Origin of the sequence: Pseudorhodoplanes sp. (genome assembly GCA_032027085.1) — a bacterium.
In the GTDB taxonomy this organism is placed as follows: Bacteria; Pseudomonadota; Alphaproteobacteria; order Rhizobiales; family Xanthobacteraceae; genus Pseudorhodoplanes.
Window position 1 is genome coordinate 1,612,496 of the sequence record JAVSMS010000001.1, and the last position, 20,634, is coordinate 1,633,129.

16 protein-coding genes are annotated in these 20,634 nt (G+C 58.6%); 7 read left to right on the plus strand and 9 right to left on the minus strand.

The window, feature by feature from the left end; translation table 11 throughout:
• Nucleotides 1–34 precede the first annotated feature (34 nt).
• From RO009_07855 to RO009_07875, 5 genes are read right to left on the minus strand one after another with little or no spacing between them, the layout of a single operon-like run.
• Nucleotides 35–667, minus strand: coding sequence for an ABC transporter ATP-binding protein (locus RO009_07855; GenBank protein ID MDT3684940.1), 633 nt, complete (start codon nucleotides 665–667; stop codon nucleotides 35–37).
• 43 nt (nucleotides 668–710) lie between these two features.
• On the minus strand, nucleotides 711–1,463 hold the full coding sequence (locus RO009_07860) for an ABC transporter ATP-binding protein (protein ID MDT3684941.1): 753 nt from the start codon (nucleotides 1,461–1,463) through the stop codon (nucleotides 711–713).
• A gap of 1 nt (nucleotide 1,464) precedes the next feature.
• Nucleotides 1,465–2,448: a branched-chain amino acid ABC transporter permease gene (locus RO009_07865; protein MDT3684942.1), complete on the minus strand. Its 984-nt coding sequence runs from the start codon at nucleotides 2,446–2,448 to the stop codon at nucleotides 1,465–1,467.
• Nucleotides 2,448–3,305 (minus strand): branched-chain amino acid ABC transporter permease, encoded by an 858-nt coding sequence (locus tag RO009_07870; GenBank protein MDT3684943.1) that lies wholly within the window; start codon nucleotides 3,303–3,305, stop codon nucleotides 2,448–2,450. Before RO009_07870 ends, RO009_07865 begins: the two co-directional genes overlap by 1 nt.
• Nucleotides 3,306–3,322: 17 nt before the next feature.
• Nucleotides 3,323–4,516, minus strand: a complete 1,194-nt coding sequence (locus RO009_07875; protein MDT3684944.1) for an ABC transporter substrate-binding protein — start codon at nucleotides 4,514–4,516, stop codon at nucleotides 3,323–3,325.
• Nucleotides 4,517–4,666: 150 nt separating this feature from the next.
• On the opposite strand from RO009_07875, the gene RO009_07880 reads away from it, so the two are divergent.
• The 4 genes from RO009_07880 to RO009_07895 are packed head-to-tail and all read left to right on the plus strand — an operon-like array spanning nucleotide 4,667 to nucleotide 8,527.
• Entirely contained in the window at nucleotides 4,667–5,899 is a 1,233-nt protein-coding gene (locus RO009_07880) for an amidase (GenBank protein ID MDT3684945.1), read from the plus strand.
• 56 nt (nucleotides 5,900–5,955) lie between these two features.
• Nucleotides 5,956–6,861, plus strand: a complete 906-nt coding sequence (locus RO009_07885) for a polysaccharide deacetylase family protein (GenBank protein MDT3684946.1) — start codon at nucleotides 5,956–5,958, stop codon at nucleotides 6,859–6,861.
• On the plus strand, nucleotides 6,862–7,773 hold the full coding sequence (locus tag RO009_07890) for a hypothetical protein (protein MDT3684947.1): 912 nt from the start codon (nucleotides 6,862–6,864) through the stop codon (nucleotides 7,771–7,773). It abuts the gene before it with no gap.
• A 58-nt stretch (nucleotides 7,774–7,831) separates the two neighbouring features.
• Nucleotides 7,832–8,527 carry an IclR family transcriptional regulator gene (locus tag RO009_07895; protein MDT3684948.1) on the plus strand — a complete coding sequence of 232 codons (696 nt, stop codon included), beginning with the start codon at nucleotides 7,832–7,834 and terminating at the stop codon, nucleotides 8,525–8,527.
• Nucleotides 8,528–8,574: 47 nt separating this feature from the next.
• On the opposite strand, the gene RO009_07900 is transcribed toward RO009_07895, so the two are convergent.
• The 3 genes from RO009_07900 to RO009_07910 all read right to left on the minus strand — a co-directional run bounded on the left by RO009_07900 (nucleotide 8,575) and on the right by RO009_07910 (nucleotide 12,717).
• Nucleotides 8,575–9,447 carry a hypothetical protein gene (locus tag RO009_07900; GenBank protein ID MDT3684949.1) on the minus strand — a complete coding sequence of 291 codons (873 nt, stop codon included), beginning with the start codon at nucleotides 9,445–9,447 and terminating at the stop codon, nucleotides 8,575–8,577.
• A 37-nt stretch (nucleotides 9,448–9,484) separates the two neighbouring features.
• A complete protein-coding gene (locus RO009_07905) occupies nucleotides 9,485–10,084 on the minus strand; it encodes a 4Fe-4S dicluster domain-containing protein (GenBank protein ID MDT3684950.1) in 600 nt (199 codons plus the stop codon).
• 80 nt (nucleotides 10,085–10,164) lie between these two features.
• Nucleotides 10,165–12,717, minus strand: coding sequence for a molybdopterin-dependent oxidoreductase (locus RO009_07910; protein MDT3684951.1), 2,553 nt, complete (start codon nucleotides 12,715–12,717; stop codon nucleotides 10,165–10,167).
• Nucleotides 12,718–12,994: 277 nt separating this feature from the next.
• Here RO009_07910 and RO009_07915 point away from each other — a divergent pair, with 277 nt between their 5' ends.
• The 3 genes from RO009_07915 to RO009_07925 all read left to right on the plus strand — a co-directional run bounded on the left by RO009_07915 (nucleotide 12,995) and on the right by RO009_07925 (nucleotide 15,080).
• Nucleotides 12,995–13,222 carry a hypothetical protein gene (locus tag RO009_07915; GenBank protein MDT3684952.1) on the plus strand — a complete coding sequence of 76 codons (228 nt, stop codon included), beginning with the start codon at nucleotides 12,995–12,997 and terminating at the stop codon, nucleotides 13,220–13,222.
• Nucleotides 13,223–13,523: 301 nt separating this feature from the next.
• Nucleotides 13,524–14,735 (plus strand): MFS transporter, encoded by a 1,212-nt coding sequence (locus tag RO009_07920; GenBank protein MDT3684953.1) that lies wholly within the window; start codon nucleotides 13,524–13,526, stop codon nucleotides 14,733–14,735.
• 93 nt (nucleotides 14,736–14,828) lie between these two features.
• On the plus strand, nucleotides 14,829–15,080 hold the full coding sequence (locus RO009_07925) for a hypothetical protein (protein ID MDT3684954.1): 252 nt from the start codon (nucleotides 14,829–14,831) through the stop codon (nucleotides 15,078–15,080).
• A 183-nt stretch (nucleotides 15,081–15,263) separates the two neighbouring features.
• Here the strand turns inward: RO009_07925 and RO009_07930 are convergent, their stop codons facing one another.
• The gene (locus RO009_07930; protein ID MDT3684955.1) at nucleotides 15,264–20,504 is read right to left on the minus strand and encodes a DUF4011 domain-containing protein; all 5,241 of its coding nucleotides are present in this window, start codon (nucleotides 20,502–20,504) and stop codon (nucleotides 15,264–15,266) included.
• Between the last annotated feature and the right edge of the window lie 130 nt (nucleotides 20,505–20,634).

Sequence of the window (20,634 nt, forward strand, 5' to 3'; positions counted from 1 at the left end):
CGCGGGCGGCACCTGGCAGCGGCGGCCGCTTGGCCTAGACGCCGAGGTACTTCTCGTGCAGGTCCCTGCGGTGGTGAAAGTCGGCCGTCGTTGCTGAATAGACGATCTGGCCGTCCTCCATGATGTAATGGAAATCGCCGACGGCGAAGCACACACTCAGGTTCTGCTCGACCAGAAGCAGCGAAATGCCCGCCTTGCGAACGTCCTTGATAACCTCAACGATCTGATCGACGACGATGGGTGCGAGGCCCTCCGTCGGTTCGTCAAGCAGCACGAGTTGCGGATCCGTCAGCAAGGCGCGGCCGATAGCGAGCATCTGCTGCTCGCCGCCAGAAAGCGCGTTGCCAGCATTGTCTTGGCGCTCTTTCAGGCGCGGAAACAGGTCGTAGATATCAGCGACTTGCCAGCGGGACTTCTTGCGCTGCGCGATTTCCAGATTTTCGCGCACGGACAAGCTGCTGAAGATGCCGCGGTCGTCGGGCACGAGGGCCAGGCCCATCCGCGCTCGCGCGTCCGGAGTCAGATCGTCGAGCGGCTTGCCGTCAAGCGTAACGGAGCCGCTTGCGCAACGGCACAGGCCCATGACCGTGCGCAACGTCGTCGTTTTGCCGGCACCGTTGCGGCCGAGAATGGTCACCGTGGAGTTCGGCGGCACCTCGAGCGACACGCGATGTAGCACTTCTCCGCCGCTGTAACCGGAGCAAACATCCTTAAGCCGGAGCATGGGAGGTCCCAAGATAAGCCGCCTTCACCGCCTCGTTGCGTTGAATATCGTGCGGCGCGCCGGTCACGAGCAGCGCGCCGCGAACGAGGACGGACACGGTCTCGGAAATTCCGAGAACGACGCTCATGTTGTGCTCAATGAGAATAACGAGGTGATCCTCGCCCAGCTTCTCGATCAAGCGGCGAATACGGGGAATATCGTCGATACCGACGCCGGATGTGGGCTCGTCGAGCAGAATGATGCCCGCCTCGCCCGCGACGCAAAGCGCGATATCCACGATCCGCTTGAGGCCGTGCGAAAGCTGCGATACCGGCGTGTCCGCAACCCTCTCAAGCCCGAAAAGGCCAATGAAGTGGCGGGTGCGGTCAGCAATGTCCGGATTGTGATCGGCACGGCGGAAGAACTGTGTGCGCTTTCCGCGCTTCGCCTGAACGGCCATCCTGATGTTTTCCATCACCGTTTCCTCCTCAAAGAGGGACGTGATCTGGAACGAGCGCGCGATGCCAAGCGACAGGCGCGAGGAAGGATTGAGCCGCGTTATATCGCGGTTGCCCGCGAAGATGCGGCCGGTCGACGCCGGCAGGATCCCGCTCAGCGCGTTGAAAAAGGTCGTCTTTCCTGCGCCGTTTGGCCCAATAATGGAATGCACGCCGGGGCCTGTGCAGTTCAGGCTCACCTCCTGGACGGCGAGGAAGCGGCCGAAACGAACGCTGAGATTCTCGGTGCGAAGCGTCAGCATGTCAGGTTCGTGCACTGCTTTGCGGCGGCTTGCCGGGTTTCACGCGCAGCACGAGACGGCGGAGGATGTCTCGTGGCGCGAAACCCACCCGTTGTTCGAGACCAAAGGCGATGACGATGATGATGAGGCCCAGCACCAACATCCAGCGCGGCCACAGGCTCGCCAGCATGTCCGACAGTCCGGTGAAGATGCTCGCGGAGAACAACGCTGCCAGGAAGGACTGGCCGCCACCAAGCAGCGTGACGATGACGATGCGCTCGCTCATCCCGACCGAGACGTTAGAGAGCGAAACGAAATGCATGAGACCCACATTGAGCGCGCCGCCGAGCCCCGCGAACGCGGCTGCGATTGCGAAGGACGCGATCTTGTAGATGCGCGCATTGTATCCGAGAATGACCGCACGCCGCTCGTTTTGCCGCACCGCCCGCAGCACGCTGCCGAAAGCAGAGCGCCTAATCGCCAACATGACGAGATAACCGACGAAGGTAAGCGCGGCGCACAGCCCGTAATAGACCGTGCTATCGCCGAGATTGACCCCAAGGGCCTGCAGGATTCCGGTTCGCCGCGGCACGTCGAGCAGGCCGTTTTCGCCGCCTGTCACGCCAGAGGCGGAATAGGCGAGGAAGAAGCCAAGATTGCTGAACGCAAGCGTCAGCATCACGAAGTAGATGCCGCTGCGGCGGATGCTTACGGCGCCGACCGCCACCCCAATCGCCAGCGCCGCGACCGTCGCACCGGCAACAGCGGGGACGAGAGCGTAGCCGGCTTCCTTCATCAACAGCGCGGCGACATATGACCCGGCACCGAAGAAGAGCGCTTGCCCGAAGGACAGCAGCCCCGAATAGCCGAAAATCAGCGTACCGCCGAGCACCGGCAATGCCAGCGTTACGGCTTCGGTGGCCAGGGTGTTGGAGCCCAGCGTCCAGGGCAGGCAGACGAGCAGCGCCGCGGCTACGAGCGGCTCAAGATAAGACTGCAGACGCATCACACAGCCTTTCCAAACAAGCCGCGCGGACGGATCAGAATGACGGCGGCCATGGCGATATAGAGCATCAGGCTCGCCCCTTCCGGCCAAGCCGTAGACATCACGCTCTGGATCACGCCAAGGATGAGCGAAGCGACGACGACACCGCTATAGCTACCGAGGCCGCCGATAGTGACGGCGATAAAGGCGATGCCGAGCGCCTCCGCGCCTATATTCGGATCGACGCCACGCAAAGGCGCAAACATCACGCCAGCGAATCCGGCCAGCGCAATGCCGGTGCAGAACGCCCCACTGAACACCGTGCTGGTGCTCCGGCCGAGCAGCATCAACATCTCCGGCCGCTCGCTGCCAGCGCGGATGATCGCACCGACGCGTGTACGCTCAAGCACGTACCAGAATGTAAGCGTGATCATGATACCCAAGCCGATCACGAAGGCGCGGTAGACCGGAAATGTGAAGCCCGCCACGCTGATGAACCCGGCGAGCGACGGCGGCGTGGACACGTTGTGCGGCTGCGGCCCGAACACCCAAATCAGAGCCTCACGGATAACAAGCGCGATGCCGAAAGTGACCAGAATCTGAACAGTGTGCGAGCGGTCGTAGGTGAAGCGGATCAACGATTTCTCCAGCGCCCATCCGAAAGCCAGAACCATCAGGGGCACCAGAACAATCGCGATCCAGAAGTCACCTCCGAGCCGCTCCACGACAAAGGCGAGATAGGCCGACAGCGCGAACATCTCGCCATGGGCGAAGTTCACGAAGCGCAAGAGTCCAAAGATGACGCTCAGACCCAGCGCCAGGATGCAGTAGAGCATCCCCAATCCCAGGCCGTTAACGATCTGGAATGCGTAAATCATCGCCGCTCTTCACTATCTTAGGCGAACTTGCAAAGGCTTTCGCTTTGCGCGGGATAGCTCGACGAGGTTTCGACAATGTCCGCCAAATCGTATTGGTTGGCCATGCTCGCCTTCGGCTTGCACTTGAGCAGGAAGTACGACTTGGTGATCTCGTGGTCGAAGGGACGGATGGTCTCCGGGCCCGTCACGCCGTTGATCGTCTTTCCCTCCATGCGCTGGATGATCTGCGGAATGTCAACTTTGTCCGAGGTCATGCCGGCGGCAATCGCCATGGTCATCGCGTAACCGGCCGCAGTATTGTTGTTCGGCGGAGCCTTGGTATGCGAGGCGCAAGCTGCCACAAAAGCACGGTTCGTCGCATCGTCGCGGGTATGCCAATATTGGGCGCCGACATAAATGCCTTCGAGATTGTCCGGCCCGAGGCTCAGCAATTGATCGAGGCCCGCTGACCAGACCATGACAATCTTCATCTTCGATTTCAGGCCGAAGCTGACGGCCTGACGCAGACACGCGGCGCCCTGTGCCGAGAAGTTGTGAAGCACAAGCACATCCGGATTGGCTGCAGCCGCGTTCACCAAATAGCCTGAAAATTCCTTTTCGGTCAGTGAGTGATAGCTGTTACCGACCAACTCTGCGCCGCCGGCTTTGAGTACACGCTCGGTGTTCCTGAGGAGCGCGTCGCCAAAAACATATTTCGGCGTGATCGCATACCAACGTTTTGCGTTGGGAATCAGTTTCATGAGCGGCTTAATGGTACCGTCAACGGCGCCGCGAGTCGGAACGGCCCAACGGAACATGGACTTGGTGCAATCCTTGCCGGTGATCTCGTCAGCGCCTGCCGATGTGACATAGATGGCGCCGATATTGCGGGCTTCCTTCCCGAGCGCGAGCGCCTCGGATGACAGGTTGGCACCGACGAACAGCCTCGCTCCCGAACTTGAGGCTGCTTCCTGCATCTTTCGGACGGCGACCGACGGATTGCTCTCGGAGTCGACGCGAATGTATTCGAAATTCAAGTTGCGCTGCTTGCGCAGCTGCTCGATAGCAACCTTACAGCCAATTTCTGTGTCCGGGCCGAGTTCCGCCAGCGCGCCGGAGAAGGGAGTTATGTGAGCGAAAGGGATTTTTTGAGATTGCGCCCGAACGATTGTCGGCATGGCAGCGACATATGCAGTTCCCGCTAACCCCTTGATAAAGCTCCGCCGTTTCATCTGCGATCTCCCTGTTGCACGGCCACGATCCTTGTTCTATCAGATCGAATGACATACTGTTCGTCAGAACACGGCTGTTGTCAAGCGAACGGCTTGAAGACGCCTTTGTTGGAGAGGCCAGGTATGGGATTGAAAACGGTATGTGAACCTTTGCCCCGCCTGCATGCGGCTCTGTCTCAAATTCGCGAAACGGATCACACGATCAAGGCGTGGGAGACGATCGACGAGAAGAATGCCTTGCGGCGCGCAGCAACATTGCCTGCAACTTCCCGCTACAAAGCTGCGTCGAAATTGCGGGGCCTCATTGTCGGCATCAAGGATGTGATCGATGTCGCCGGGATGCCTACCAAGGCAGGGAGCGCCGCACGAGCTAAAGCAAAACTTGCTGATGCAGACGCGACCGTGGTGAAGCGACTGAACGAAGCGGGCGCAATCATTCTCGGCAAAACCAAGACAACCGAATTCGCCTATACCGATCCAACCGACACAGCCAATCCGGCCAATCCGCGTCATACGCCAGGTGGATCAAGCAGCGGTTCGGCTGCAGCGGTGGCGGCCGGAATGGCTGATCTGGCGCTTGGCACGCAAACAGTCGGCTCGGTCTGTCGTCCGGCAGCCTATTGCGGTGTCGCGGCGTTCAAGCCCTCGACCGGCTCGACCCCATGCCATGGTGTCGTGCCCCTGGCGCGCACGTTCGACACGGTGGGCTTTCTCGCCAGAGACATGCGCCTCGCCGTTGAGGCATTTGCCTGTTGCGCGGGCGGCGCACCCTTGGAGTTCAAAACGGTATCGATATCTTGGCCTGCGCTACGCATCGGTCTTGTCGCAGACCCATTCTATCTCGACTGCGCCCCCGACATCGCGGCGGCGCTGGAGACGGGACGCCATACACTGGAACGCCTGGGCGCGACGGTCATCGACATCAAAGCGCATGTTGATTACGAGGCAATGCGCGAGCAGCATCGTGTAATGATGTTTCGTGAGGCGGCTCTCGCGCATGGCCACCTGCTCGAACAGCCCGAATTGCTCGGTCCCAACTGGCGCGCAGCACTGGAGCGCGGCGCGGCCTTGTTGGAATCCGACTATTGGGAGGCCCGCGACAATCTTGCGGAAGCCAAGGTTAGGCTCGCCGCCGCGTGCGCGCAGGTGGATGTTCTGCTGCTGCCGCCGACGCGGACCACAGCACCGGAGGGCCTCCACTCAACCGGAGATGCTGGCTTTATCCTACCCTGGACCGTGGTCGGCGGACCGCTCGCGGTTTTGCCGGTCGGCACGACGCGCAACGGCCTGCCAACCGCCGTCATGATCGCAGGCAAACCGTGGACCGACCTCGCAACCGGCCTCCTCGCCGCCAGCCTCCAAGCCGAGCTGGGCCACCAATGAGTTCAACCAAGCAATCCGCTTCAACAAAGCAATCCGTGAATGACTGTGAGGATATCATGACTTGGGCGCGAGACGTCTGGCCGCCTTATCCTCGGCCGCCAAAGTCGCAATTGCCGGTTATCGAATGGCCCAACGACGCGCGCGTCGCATTCTGGGTCGCGCCGAACATCGAGTTCTACGAGGTCAATCCACCTCCGAATCCGGTCCGGCCGCCCTGGCCGCGGCCACTGCCGGACGTGCTGAACACCTCGTGGCGCGACTACGGCAACCGCGTGGGCGTCTGGCGCTGCCTGGAGCTGTTCGACCAATACGGGATCGTCGGCTCCGTTTCCCTGAACTCGGCCATGTGCGCGCATCTCCCCGAGGTAGTCGGCGCCTTTTGCGACCGGGGCTGGGAGCTGTTCAGCCACGGCATCTACAACACGCGCTATCTCTATGGTCTGAGTCCCGAAGAGGAGATCGCGACCTTGCGCGAATCCTGCGAGGAGATCGAGGCGTTCTGCGGACGGAAGGTGCGCGGCTTCCTGGCGCCAGCGCTGACCTATAACGAAAGCACCTTCGACAGCCTTGCCAAGATCGGCCTGAGCTACACACTTGATCTCTTCCACGAGGATGTGCCCCTGCCCCTCAACGGCGAATACAAGGGCATGGTCAGCGTTCCCTACCAGGTGGAACTCAACGACTTTCATGCGCTCGTCGCCTCGGGCATGGCGGCCGAGCTTTATCTTCAGAGGTTCAAGGATCAGTTCGACCAACTCTATGAGGAAGGCGCCGAATCCGGCACAGTCGTCGGCCTGCCGCTGCATCCCTACGTGATCGGAATGCCGCAATATATCTGGGTATTGGAGGCGATCCTCGCGCATGTGCGCGCGCATGACGGCGTGTGGGTCACCACCGCGGCCGACATTTCCGACCATTACGTGACGCACGTTCTCAAAAGAGCGCCTAGCGGAGATTTGTAAATGCTGAATCAGGCAACCAGCCGCTGTCGCGGGCTCGACCACGACCTGTTTCCGTTCCGCACGATCCGCGACGCCATTCCTTTCCGGCTGCCGGGCGATGCTCGAATCGCGCTCAACCTGATCGTGGTGCTGCAACGCTTCCATATCGACGCGAAGCCGCCATTCCCGATACCGGGCATGATCGACCGTCCCTATCCTGATGTCGGAAATGCCACACAACGCGAAGTCGGCCTTCGTAGCGGATTCTGGCGGATTCGCGACGCCATCGGGCGGCTCGGGATCAGCGCCACCTTCGTCGTCGAGCAAGATGCACTCGCTTTGCTCGAAGGCGACCTGGACATTCTGCGCGACGGCCGCCACGATGTCGTCGCGGGCGGCAAGCATGCGGCCAAACTGCATACCGCGGCGATGCCGGTCGACGAAGAACGCGAGCTAATCCGCGACTGCCGCGACACACTCGCGCGAACGCTTGCGCGGCCGATCAGGGGCTGGCGCTCGCCATCCTGTGCCCAATCGCCCGCAACGCTCGACCTCCTCGCCGAGGAGGGCTTCGCTTATTGCGGCGACTACAACAATGACGACCGCCCATATGTCATGACCTCGAAATCGGCACAGCTGGTCGCGATGCCGATGCATCACTTTTCCAGCGACCTGCACAATTTGATCGTGATGAAGCAGCCGACCGAAATGTTCTTCAATTCCATAAAGCAGGGTGCGCAGTGGATTCTTGGGCGAAGAGAGGAGCCTGCCCTCTTGCTACCGTTGGTGATACACCCTTGGATTACCGGGACTCCGCACCGCTTTCAGCAATTTAACCTGTTCTTAGCGGACTTGGTTAAGCTAGACGGCCTTGTTCCCATAAACTGCGGCCGCTTGGCAGGGTCGTTTGCTGAGACCCGCCCCAGAACGTGATTGAATGTATTGTGTATCTTTTAGTCACGGATTGTCTTTTTATCGGCCGGAGCGTTGAATGCCCAGAAAAGCAAAGTCGGAAGGGATTGTCACTGAATTGCCGGGAGTGGCCGCCGTCAGCCGGGCACTGAGCATCCTGAGTGCGTTCCAACAGGGCGATCAGAAGTTAACGCTTGCCGAAATTGCGCGCCGCGTCGGCATGTACAAAAGCACGATCTCACGCTTGACGGAGTCGCTCGAAGCCTATGGCATGCTTGTGCGCGAGGAGGATGCAACTTACCGACTTGGAACCGAGCTAATTCGATTGGGATCCATCGCACGAAACTCCGTTAGCAGATATCCAGAAATTCATGCGACTCTCCATCAATTGATGGAAGCTACAGGTGAGAGCGCGACCTATTATGTTCGCCGTGATAGATTTCGTTTGGCGCTCTTTCGCGTCGACTCCCCGCGGACGATCAGAGATCACATACGAGTGGGCGATTTGTTGCCATTGGATCGCGGGGCTGCGGGGCGAGTACTGCTATCTGACGGAAGCAAAGGATCAAATGCTTTCCGTACAATCGTCTCGCTGGGCGAACGAGACCCGGAAGTGGCAGCTATTGCCGGCCCTGTGTTTGCGCGCGATCAAGTGGTCGCCGCTCTGTCAGTTTCAGGTCCAATCGGACGCTTCACAAAGTCATCCATCAAGAAAATGTCGTCAATTGTCGAAGAGAAGTGCCAATATTTATCCTCTCTTCTAGTCCTCGACTAAGGCTATCGCCGTTATGGAGAAGCGAAGAGCGATGGTACGCGACGCATTTACGACACTCGCAACGGCAGGATCGGCTCATATACTCCAGCTTTGAACACAAGCACGCGGAACGAATAAAACCCCGCAAGCACGCCACATGCCGCAATTACAAAAATGGGCAATGTACTGCTACCCAGCCAAAGGATGCTGATCGGCAATACGATCCCAATTCCGACTGTTACGCTGTAGAACCATGCGGCGTAGCGTGTCCTTGTCAGAAGCTCAGCCGAGAGCCTGCTCCCCGGTGAAATGAAATATGCCGTATGCACGATGCTGAGCAGCATTAGCCCCACGCCACCTACGGCTATCAGCGCTAAATTTTTGAGGTTAAGCATTGCCTCCGGCGTCATCCAAGACGACTGCAAGGCCAAACTAAGAACGAGGCCGCTCGTTAGGCCGTAGATCAGGCCTGCGAATGGCATTATGGACGCGTTCCACAACGCAATCGCCGGCGAGTCCGCCATGGCAAAGCCCTGATAGAGCATGACCACGAGGGCAGCTAAAGCTGCGATCACTGCCAAACCAACGCCATATGGAAGAACTCTCCCCATCATCAGATCCACAGTGTGCAGGGTGCCTGCGCCGCAGAACACCACTATGGCCATGAGGCCGCGACTCACCCAGGAACGATCCGGGCGCAGTATGGCCCGCCACGACCTGCCGGGGACGCCCATGTGCGTAAGATGAAATAGAGACTTCCCAATGCCGGTAACCAGTAGTCCGAGAATTAGGCCGGGGATAAACTCGTAAAACATGGCCACGACGAATAAACCAGCGCCCAGTTCGCCGCAGAAGAAGGCACTTGCCATCGACACGTCCCAGTGACGTTGAAATCGATATCCGAGGCGAAAGCTGTCGCCAGCCATCTCAAAACCACTCATTCAGACGACTCCGTACGATCTCGGTTACCTGCTTTGGCTAATCTACGTAAAAGACTTTTGGACGTGTGTTCTTCTCCGGCAACGGCGGTGTACCATTGCGCTGACGGAGTACTTTGTTTGGCGCGCTATCTGGATCGTCGAGATCGCCAAAAATGCGAGCTTCGGTCGGACATGCCCCGACACAGGCCGGCAACAGGCCGTTATCAATACGTCGACTACAGAAGTCGCATTTGCTCACTGTCCCGGCCAACCAGCGCTCCGTTCGAGGCTCTTCAAAACTCGCCAATTCTCCCTCACCGAAGTAACTGCGCTCCAGCTTCTCTTTCGAGAATTGAGTGCGATTGTCGTAAGGACAAGCCACGGCGCAGGCAGAGCATCCAATGCACTTTTCCTGATCAACCATGACGATCCCGTCATCCCGGGTGTAGGTGGCGCCGCTGGGGCACGCCCTCTCACACGGTGCGTCCTCACAATGATTACATAGGCTTGGGATATAGACGCGCTTCACGTTTGGAAACGAACCAATCTCTGCGACGAAAGTGCGCGTAAAGAAGGTATCTTCAGGCAGCATATTCTCTGTCTTGCATGCAACGACGCAGGCGTTGCATCCGATACAGCGCTTCAAATCGAATACCATTCCCCATCTTGGCATAGCTGCTTATTGTCCTCTTCTGCTGCCTTCCACAAGCCATCCAGTTCGCCCGTGCAACCAGGGGATCAATCTTTGGATTTGTAGATACGGACCTTTCCGACGGTCTCCATTGACCCGCCAAGGAAGCCAGAATGAGCAAGATCAATTGCCAAATGAGCGTTCTGGCTTATGCCTTTGCCGTGAGCGACGGGGTGTTTAGTCCATCGACCAAAGCCGCCCGACACGGCTGCTGTTTCCGGATGAATGCCTTCACTGAGGCCGATGACCCCTTTGGCCTTCGCATAGCGGGATTCCACCCACGCCAGATCGCCACTCTCTAGGCCTCGCTTCCTTCCTGCCGCTGTATTGATCACAATCCTCATTAAGTGTGGATCGTGCTTGGCGACATCCATCAAAATGGGATTCGTCGCGGTGTCCGCATAGGTCGTCATATAGGACTTGTAGGAGATAATATAGAAATCGAATTCATTATCGGCATGAATCGGACTCGGCTCCCAATACGGAAGTCCCTTATATATATCGGTCCGTATTTTCAGGCCGTGTTTCGCTTCGATCTGGTATTTTTCGAGGTTGCGTTTTAGTTCATCGCCAGCCGACTTGATGTAGTTATAGAAAAGCGGCAGGCGTGCGTTTCCGTAAATCTGATACTTTTGGTTTGGCTCTACGAAGCGCAAATCATTTCCGTGCTGGCAATACCATGCGAGATCTCGCTTGCCTTCAGAATGGCACTTCGCCTGCACATCGAGAATTTCACGATAGGTGTACTTGCGGTTCAGATCCAGCTGATGAGGCTCCGTCAAGCCAAGGGTCTTGTTCAGTTTCGCGTTGTATCCGTCGGGACCGAATAGAAATTCCGCTCGGTCCGCCAGCTCTATTAAGATGTCCATCCCATCCATAGTGTCGTAGATGGGATCTACAGCAGGCTGGCTCACCTGCAATCCCCGCATGTCGTGAGTCCAGTTAACTAGATTATAGCGCTCGAGATTGCTGTGTTCGGGCAGAACTACATCCGCGAAGTCGGTCGACTCATCGAGATAAATGTTGATGCTGACGACTAGATCCAGTTTCTTCAGCGCCTTTTCAATGATCGAGTTGTCGCCGCTGTTAGTAAACGGATTGCCATGATAGATGATCAGCGCTTCGGGCTCATAATCAAATCCATATTTTTTTGGATCGAGTGCCACGAATGGAACGAGATGTCCCATATCGGTAGCCATCGGAGCATAGTCCCGGAGTTCCAGGCTCTTCGGTGGATATGAAAACGGCGTATAGAGGTGCCATCCTGTCGCCGCTGGCTGGATCATTCCGTCGCTCCCCATCGGCAGGGGACGCGGTGCTCCGCCGAAGCGACGGGCGTCCATGCTTTTTGGTAGCAAACCACCCGGCACACCGAGCGCACCAACAAGCATCATGACGGTCTCCTGAGCCATCATGGCCAGAGTGCCATTAGTGTGAGCCTGCAGGCCACGATAGGAAAGGATCGCAGCCGGCCTGAGAGGATAGACAACGCCATCGATGGTGATGGTCTGCCCTATGGCCGCGGCCTCAACAAATTCCCGTGTGATACGGCGTATCGTGTCAGCTGGAATGTCGCAGATTGCAGCAGCCCATTCAGGGGTGTTCGATATTGTTTCATCCTTCAGATACTGAAAACAGGTGATGCATTCAGTGTCATTCACCGTGTACTTGCCTTCCAGGGCGACTTGTTTGATGGTCGAATCGTCAAACGGCTTCGGCAGATCATCGACCAAATCCCAAACAAGCGGTTTGCCGGACGTTGGATCCAACACAAAGTGCCGATCTGGCCCCAGCAAGTATGGGGCATTCGTTCCCTTTCTCAGCCAGTCGACATCGTAGGTACGATATTCATGTACCATGAGATGAATCATGGCCAACAATAGCGCCAAATCTGTCGCCGGCTTGATAGGGAGCCATTCGTCCGCTTTACCTGCTGCAACGGACAAGCGAGGGTCCGCGACGACTAATTTCAGGCCCCTGGCGCGGGCATCCGCGAGTTCACGCGCGATCCTGACGAAGGACTGGTAGGCGCCAAATCCGTACTCTGATCCGAGGAGGATGAGATAGTTACAATACTTTAGATCCGGAAATTCGACGAGCGCACCATGCGTGATCATTCCGATGAAATGGTTGGGGTTAGCGCACTGATTGCTTGCCCCACTAAAGCTAAAGCCACCGTTCTCGGTGCCGAATGCGGTACCCCAAGTAAAAGCTTGAACGTATTTTTCGTATGCCCACAAAGAGCATATGAGTTTGTTGGGATTTTCCTGCCTGATGCGCTTCAACTTTGCGGCGATCAAGTTTAGCGCTTCGTCCCAGCTTGCTTCTCGCCAGCCAGGATCAACATTTCTTCCCTTTTCGGGATTGGTGCGGATGAGCGGCTTCTTGAGCCGATGAGGGTCATAGAACTTGGCGACGCCCGCCAAGCCCCGGGCACAAAGGTGTCCGCGGGTGTTGGGATCGTCAGCGTCGCCGCGAATTGTAATCGGCCGACCGTTCTTTACCTTTACAACAATGCCGCAGGAGTTGAAGCACTGCTGGCAATGACTCTTAACCCAGCGCTCCTCTGTCTCAGACATTGCAGCAGATCGCATTTCCATGCATCGACTCCGCCCAATCAGCACCAACGCAGCGTGGGCCGAGCCGCACACTGATTTCGATCAAGCGGGCGTGCGTTTTTGCTCAACCAGAGCCTGTTGCACTTCGACCAAATGAACTCTTGGCGCTCCAGCCTCCGAAGAGGCTTTCGCCCTGCTTCGATCATGAGACGAAGCAGAATACTTGCCGTTCTGTAGGACAGTCAATAGTTCTATTGTTCAGAACATTGAAGGCCGCCGGCGGATCAACGGCTCCCGGCTGGGTTCGCACGCGGATCGGTTGGACCACACCGTTTTTGGCCAGAAGATCAGACCCATCCAACCGGCCATCCCGCAATTGAAAGATGTGATCGAAGCGGTCGAATATCTTCTCGTCGTGTGTGACGGCGATGGCGGCGTCATGAAGAAGTCAGGGCGCCCCTGGATGACCCGCCATCCGGTCCGAACGCCCGCAGCATTCATCAACAGTGTCAAGGAGGAGAGAAGTTCAGCAACACCGCCGCCGTAGTATGTCGAGTTGATATGCACAATGTGCAGGTCGTGAAGGCGCTGGGCCTTCTTGATGATACGGTCCACCGCTTTGTTTGGCGCCACATTAATTCCACCATCACCTGGATCGCGTCGAGCCGGCCCGCATCTCAGCTTCCCTTGCTCCGAAGTGAACACGAATGGCGGCTTCGGGTCCTGTTCGCGCTGAAGCGGGCAGCGGGGGGATCTTCGGTACGGTGGTATGATGCTTGTGACTTTCGGATAGGGGCCGCTCCGCGCTCCTAGCGAGCATGACCGAGCCATGCCTCGAGGAGATCGAGTTGCCTGAAGTGAAAAAGTCCGCAACCTGGCGACAGATACCCAAGGGCGTTTGGGCGCTTGGCTTCGTCTCATTGCTGATGGACGTCTCCTCAGAGATGATCCACGCGCTTTTGCCTGTTTACCTCCTGGTGGGGCTCGGCGCATCGGCCCTTACCGTCGGGGTCATTGAGGGGATTGCCGAAGCCACCGCCGCCATCACGAAGATATTTTCCGGAGCCTTGAGCGACCGGCTGGGGAAACGAAAGCTGCTCGCTGTCTTGGGCTACGGGCTGGCTGCTTTCACCAAGCCGATCTTCCCGCTCGCCCCATCGGTCGCCTGGCTCGTGGCCGCGCGATTCATCGATCGCGTCGGCAAAGGAATCCGTGGCGCACCGCGTGACGCTCTGGTAGCCGATATCAGTCCGCCTCCAGTGCGAGGCGCCAGTTTCGGCCTGCGGCAATCGCTCGACACCGTCGGCGCCTTCCTGGGGCCGCTTGCGGCCATCGGACTGATGTGGCTCTTTGCTGACGACTTCATTCCAGTGTTCTGGATCGCCGTCATCCCCGCTTTTCTGGCGCTGGGACTGATCATCTTTGCCGTGCACGAGCCGAAGCGGCAGGAGGGTCTGCGCAAGGTGAAGATGCCGCTAAGTCACGCCGAACTCACACGGCTCAGTTCGACATACTGGTGGATCGTGGTTGTGGGCGCGTTCTTCACCCTGGCTCGTTTCAGCGAGGCTTTCCTCATTCTACAGGCCCAATCCGTTGGCCTCCAATTAATGATGGTTCCGGCGGTTCTGGTCGTCATGAACATCGCCTATGCCCTGTCCGCCTATCCCGCAGGGGCCCTTTCGGACCGGATGGACCGCGTGACAATCCTTCTGATCGGCATAGTCCTCCTTATCGCAGCCGATGTCATTGTTGCGCTTGTTCCCAACCTTGCAGGTATCGGAGTCGGCGTCGTTCTATGGGGGCTGCATATGGGCTTCACGCAAGGCTTGTTCGCGACGCTCGTCGCCGATGCGGCTCCGGCAGAGCTCAGAGGAACGGCCTACGGCATGTTCAACCTTGTGACTGGTATCGCGATGCTAGCTGCAAGTGTCGTCGCGGGAGCGCTGTGGGACCTGATTGGACCGCAGGCAACATTTATTGCCGGTGCTGTATTTGCTGCTTTGACTGTGGTTGGACTTCTGCCGGTGCGCCGTCGGCTCGATGGGCGTAAAGTGAGCTAAGTAATTTTATGGACTGAAAGCTTCTGATGATTGGAACCGTGAATGGGCGAGGCAGGCGGTGATGCCCCATACTGAAGTCAGGACCGTTGCGGCATGAATCGAACCGCCGTTTTGTACGCGCTGATTTCCGCCGCGTTGTTTGGCGCCTCCACGCCGGCCGCGAAAATCCTGGTCGGCACGGTGCAACCTGCCGTGCTGGCGGGTTTGCTGTATTGCGGCGCGGGCCTCGGGATCGCGCTGTTGCGGCGCGCTTTGCCCTCACTGGTGCCGGGCGCTCCCGAAGTCGCACTCACACGCACGGAACTCCCCTGGCTTGCGGGCGCGTTACGCGGCCAAGCTGAGTAATCTTTGGCGGCCCGGCTCGCTCGTTGCTCATCTTGGATCAGCCGTAGGAGAGATGATACGCAGTCGCTTCGGTTCGGAGAAACCTTGGCACAATTTCAACGAATCAAAACATTTGTAGGGAAGCAGCCGATGAGCTCCCACGCGAATGGACGCTTCAGGTCGTTTCAGATTCGAGCAAATGCATTATGGCTTAGCGTTGGCTTTAGCGCGGCTTTCAGTCAGCGTGTCAGTGAGGGCCTGGTGCAGACGGTCTAGTGCGTCCTCAGTGTTGAACCACCAGTCTGTCGACCAGACTCGCAGGATCTTCCAGCCAAGACCGACCAGCACCTGTTCGCGCACCTTGTCGCGATCCCGAGCGGTCGCTGCGCTATGGTAGGTTGCCCCATCACATTCGATGCCGGCGAGATAGCTCCCGGCAAAATCCGGATGCTTAACGCCCAAATCGATCCGGAAGCCTGAAACACCAATCTGAGTTGCGACCTGCCAGCCGCGTCTTTCGAGTGCATCCTTGACTGCCGCCTCGAACGGGGATTCGATGGGTCCGGCGGAGCCTTGGTCCTGTGCCGGAAGGGAAACCGCGCCGCGCACTGCATAGTCGAGGAAAGCTTTGAGGTGTTGGACGCCCAAGGACTTCGTACGGCCAAGATCAATGTCGTCCGCCCGGATCCCGGAAAACACACGCAGTTCTCGGCGAGCACGCGTGACGGCGACGTTAAGGCGCCGCTCGCCGCCCTGCCGATTAATTGCGCCGAAATCCATCGGCAATTTTCCGGCAGCGTCCTTTCCAAAGGTGATCGAGAACAGCATGACGTCGCGTTCGTCGCCCTGGATATTCTCGAGGTTCTTTACAATGACCGGTTCAAATCGGTCATCGGAGAAGAACCATTCGAAATCCGGCTTTTCGCGGCGCAAATCATCGAGGAGATCCTGGATGAGCGTTTGCTGCTGGACATTGAAGGTGATGACGCCGAGCGTCGGGCGCTCCTCTTCCGGTAGCTTGAGCCATTCATCGAGACGCGAGGCGATGTAGCGCACAATCTCTTGCGCCTCGACGCGATTAGTGCGGCTTTTGCCACGGTCGTAAATACCATTTGGCACTGGCATTAAGGTGACCGCCTGATCCTGCGTCACCGGGCTTGGGAAGGTGATCAGATTGTTATTGTAGTAGTGCCAGTTGGAGAAAGCGATCAGCGATTCATGCCGGCTGCGGTAGTGCCAACGCAAATTGCGCGTGGGCAGGCCGGAGGAGCACGCCTCATCGAGGATGCTTTCGAGATCGCGTTCGTGTTGGGGTATGTCGTCGTCATCATCCTCGCTGCGGCCGAAGAAATTCGTCGGGGGAAGCTGCTTAGGATCGCCTACGATAATGGTTTGTTGCCCGCGCGCGATCGCGCCGACCGCATCCCAGGTCGATATCTGCGAGGCCTCGTCGAAGATCACGACGTCGAAGAGCTCCTGGTTCGGGGGCAGGTATTGCGCGATGGAAAGTGGGGACATCAGAACGCAGGGAGCGAGCTTTCCAAAGGTCTCGGGCATCGCGCCGATCATGTCGCGGATGGAGGCGCTCGGGCGCTGCAGGTTCATCTGATGCCGCAAGCGTCCGAGTTCGGAGTTCCTCGGCACGAGGCTCACCTGCGGCAAATTGTGCAGCAGGGCCTGGGCGACGCGGGCAGAGGCGGCCTCGCGAACGGCGTCATCTATCGCACGGAAATCGACGATTGCGTGTTCGTGCTCGAAGCGCCGGAAGTCCCGCAAGACCTTGTTGCGATCGATGATGAGCGGCAGCCACCAGCGTGCGTATCCAAGCCTGAAGGCGGAGAGCGCGTCTTCGGGCAAAACAGCCCCCGCTTCAAGATCCTCGACGAGTGGGCCGAGCCCCTGCGCGATTGCGCGTTCGCGCACGTCACACCAGGACGACCAGTCCCGCAACATGGACCTTGCCTGGCTGAGCTCATTCATGAGCGTCGACAGGTTCATAAGGAAATGCTCATCGTCTTTGGGCAGCGTTGCGCCCGCTATCGCCTCGAATGTCTCCATGGCGATGACAAGGACGCGATATTTCTGCAGGAAATCTTCCGCCGCGCGCACCTGTGGCAGGTTGATTTCGCCGGTGAGATTTGCCGCAATGCTTGTGGCAATCGCGTGCATATTGCCGGCGAATTCACCGAGCTGTGTGATGGCCGTGCGGAATTGCTGGGCAGTGTCGAGATGGCTGCGTAGGGCCTGGGTATTGGTGTCGAGGCCAGCTACCGGCAGGTTGGTGCGGGCTAGGTCATTGTCGGCAACAATAGATGCGGCATTCTGCATCTGCCGGATCAGGCCAATGTCGATTGCCGGATCGACAGACTTGGCACCGGCATAGCTCGCAAGCAGGCGGCGGATCCGTCGCCGGGCAAAGAACGATTTCGGCCACATGGCAGCATTGGCCGCGCGCCAATCGCGGTCAATTTCCTCAACCGGAATGCGTACAAGTTCGTCACGTGGATAAGGGGCGGAAAGCTTCGCCTCCAAATCGCGATAGGAGGCGATCGCGCCTTCCATGTCGCTTAATGCGTCGGCGAGAAGCGAGAAATTGCGATCGAGAATGACGTCGAAGTTCTTCCCCGAGGTTGAAATGATATTACGCGCGAGGTCCGCGAAATATTTCAGACCGTCTAATCGCGTGTCCTGGACACTATCGAGGTTAAGCCGGCGGCTCCAGCGCATAAGCGCCTCGCGCAAGTCGTCCGCCGCCTTTCCAAGCGTGCTTGCGGCCGACAGCAACTGCGTCTGCCAGGACGACGTCCATTCACGCACGCGCACGACGCGCAGCGCCGGCTTTACCCTGACGGCGCCGAAGGTGAGCCCGAGTTGAGCGGCCAAGGCTTCAAGGGATTCATAGGTTTCCTTGTCGTGCACGTCCGGACCGCGCCAGGACAGGGTGGGCGCATGCTCGTTGGCTTGCGCGGCGGCGATTCCGATAGCGTGGTAAGGCGTCAGCCCGTTCTGCGCCGGCTGATGCAAGGCCTCGACGTATTTGTTGAGCTGATCGCGCCGGACCTTCAGGCGACTGTTGATCGAAATCCAGTCCGATCTGCTCGCTGACGAGCCTGTCTCCCAAGAGCGCTTGAGCTGCTGCAGGAAGTGCTTGCGGTCGGCTTTGTTCGAATGCAGCTCAAGGCAATGCTCGGCAAGGCCGCGCTCCTCAAGTCGCCGGTAAACGACGTCGAGAGCTGCCGTTTTCTCGGCTACGAAAAGGACGCGCTTCGCATCTGCGAGTATCGTCGCAATAATATTGGCGATGGTCTGACTTTTGCCCGTGCCCGGCGGACCGATGAGGATGAAGTCGCGTCCTTGCGCCGCGGCAATACAGGCGGCGATCTGGGAGGAATCGGCGGAGAGCGGCAGGACCATCTTCTCGAGCGGGATGGTGCGATCTATCTCGCGCTCATCGGGGAAGGGACGGTCGGCGCCCTCAAACATCTTTTCCGGGTTATCGATCAGATGCCTAACCACGCGGTTCTGCCGCAAGGCGTCGGTCCGGTCGGTCAGATCCTTCCACATCAGGTACTTGGCAAATGAGAAAGTCGACAATGCGGTTTCTTCCGCGATCTCGAAGCCCGGCACGTCGCGTACGGCCGCGCGCATACGTTCGAGCACCTTGCGCACGTCGACATCGTTTCCGCTTACGGACGGCAGGCCGTCTTTGAATTCCGGCAGGACGAGATCAAATTCGCGTTTGACGAACTGCACGAGCGTCTGGTTGAGGCGGGGCTCGTCCTCATGAAATCGCAGCCGGAAGCGGGAGGCGGCGCTCGTGCGTTCGAGCTTGACTGGAAACAGCAGAAGCGGCGCGCGCCGCACCACCTTCTCCTTGTCCTTGTCGGTCCATTTCAGCAGACCGACGGCGAGGAAAAGCGTGTTGGTTCCGCCTTCGGCGATGTCGCTTCGCGCCTGGCGATAGAGGGCCGTCAGGCGGGCGTCGAGCTCCTTGGCGTTGAGGGGTGAGGCGAGTTCGTCGCGCTGCAATGCCTCCTCGGCAAATTTCTGATGGATGTCGTGTCCGCGCATGTCGCGGAACATGCCGGCATCCCGTTCACCGAGCGGATTCTGCTCGGGGAGCGAAATGAGCTTCACCGCCGCGCCCTCGGCCAGCCGGTCCTCGAGATAGGCGACATCGGGGCAGAGGAACGAGACCGCTCTCTTGGTATCGGAGAAATTGATCAGACGGTTGCGACGGGACAGATCGAGCAATTTCGTCTGCCAGCGGTCGATGCGTCCTGCCGGCGTCGTCGGCTTTTGTTCGACGGCGTCGGCAGGCATGTCTCCTAATTCCGGCACCGGCGGGAGCGGCACATCGGTCGGCGACCTTTGTTCAAGATCACCGGAACTCTGGATCTTCGCGTGCGAGGCCAGGGGATAGATGCCGGAGATCCGCGACCGTGAGATGTCGATCGCCGACAGGAACGGCATCGGAGAGTTTTCGGCGAGGCGAGATTCACACAGGCTTTTTGCCTGCTGAAACATCATCACCGGACGGTGAGCGACGCCAGTCGTCTCGAACACCACAAGTTCATTTGCCGCAATCGCCTTGCGAATCTCGCCCGCATCATTCTCGATAGTATTGGGAAGCGTACGTTTGACGAGCCACACGCCGACGGCCGCGTGGCCTTCGAAGATCAGGACGACCGGGTTGAGCCCGGCACCTTCCAGCGCGGCCGCAAACAAGTTGGACGTATCAAGACAGGTCGCGAGACGTTCCTCGAGAATGCGGCTCGGGCGGCGAATCTTCTGCCCGTGCCGCTCGAAGCTCGCCGGAGGCTGTGCGTAGAATGTTTCCAGCGCGGCAATCGAGGAATAGATAGCGGCCGTGATCATGAAGGCACGTCTGGGATCGTTTGACTGATAACCGTCGAGCGCCGAGGGATGCCCGTATTTGGCGAGATACTCGGCCGCGCTGCGCAATATCGTGCTCACCGCCGGATCGTTCGGCATGACGAAAGCCGGAAGAAGTTGCGCCATGTCGGCGACGCCGCCCCATTCGTCACGCGCCAGGAGCCGCACGGGAAAGATCTTTTCGTCCAGCTTCTGATCACCATGGGTGAGACGGAAGCTCACATCACCGAGTTCGGCTTCGTCGAGACCGGCGAGATAATTTGCGTCGAGCTCGACCCGACGGTCAGATAGTCGGAGATTGTCCCGCGAGAGAATGCGATCAAACGTCCAGGTCTTCGTGCGCAGGAACGGCGGGCTTGCGGTCATCTCGAGCGTGACGTTCTCGAGATGCTGGTTCGACGCGTTGTCGATCGTGAGCGAGCGGATGACCGGAATGGAATTCTGATGGGACGCGAATGTAAACGTCCGGACGATGTCGGCGATAATCTGCATTCCTGGCGCGGGCGCCGGATCCTCCGGCTCCGCCGCACCGACCACCGTGACACTCATTGTACGCGACGTCCCCCGATACCCCACCATTTTTGATTTCGGACAGTATGAACGATTTTTGCCGCAAATACCACCGTAGCGTGAGGTCAATTGCGCGGCTCAATGAGGGGTTGGGGGGAGCCAGGATCTA

Bases quoted from the DNA above. Each gene is read 5' to 3' on its own strand.
- RO009_07930 (MDT3684955.1), bottom strand. From the start codon at position 20,504: ATGAGTGTCACGGTGGTCGGTGCGGCGGAGCCGGAGGATCCGGCGCCC.
- RO009_07875 (MDT3684944.1), bottom strand. From the start codon at position 4,516: ATGAAACGGCGGAGCTTTATCAAGGGGTTAGCGGGAACTGCATATGTC.
- RO009_07865 (MDT3684942.1), bottom strand. From the start codon at position 2,448: ATGCGTCTGCAGTCTTATCTTGAGCCGCTCGTAGCCGCGGCGCTGCTC.
- RO009_07860 (MDT3684941.1), bottom strand. From the start codon at position 1,463: ATGCTGACGCTTCGCACCGAGAATCTCAGCGTTCGTTTCGGCCGCTTC.
- RO009_07890 (MDT3684947.1), top strand. From the start codon at position 6,862: ATGCTGAATCAGGCAACCAGCCGCTGTCGCGGGCTCGACCACGACCTG.
- RO009_07925 (MDT3684954.1), top strand. From the start codon at position 14,829: ATGAATCGAACCGCCGTTTTGTACGCGCTGATTTCCGCCGCGTTGTTT.
- RO009_07900 (MDT3684949.1), bottom strand. From the start codon at position 9,447: ATGAGTGGTTTTGAGATGGCTGGCGACAGCTTTCGCCTCGGATATCGA.
- RO009_07910 (MDT3684951.1), bottom strand. From the start codon at position 12,717: ATGGAAATGCGATCTGCTGCAATGTCTGAGACAGAGGAGCGCTGGGTT.
- RO009_07870 (MDT3684943.1), bottom strand. From the start codon at position 3,305: ATGATTTACGCATTCCAGATCGTTAACGGCCTGGGATTGGGGATGCTC.
- RO009_07895 (MDT3684948.1), top strand. From the start codon at position 7,832: ATGCCCAGAAAAGCAAAGTCGGAAGGGATTGTCACTGAATTGCCGGGA.
- RO009_07885 (MDT3684946.1), top strand. From the start codon at position 5,956: ATGACTTGGGCGCGAGACGTCTGGCCGCCTTATCCTCGGCCGCCAAAG.
- RO009_07905 (MDT3684950.1), bottom strand. From the start codon at position 10,084: ATGGTATTCGATTTGAAGCGCTGTATCGGATGCAACGCCTGCGTCGTT.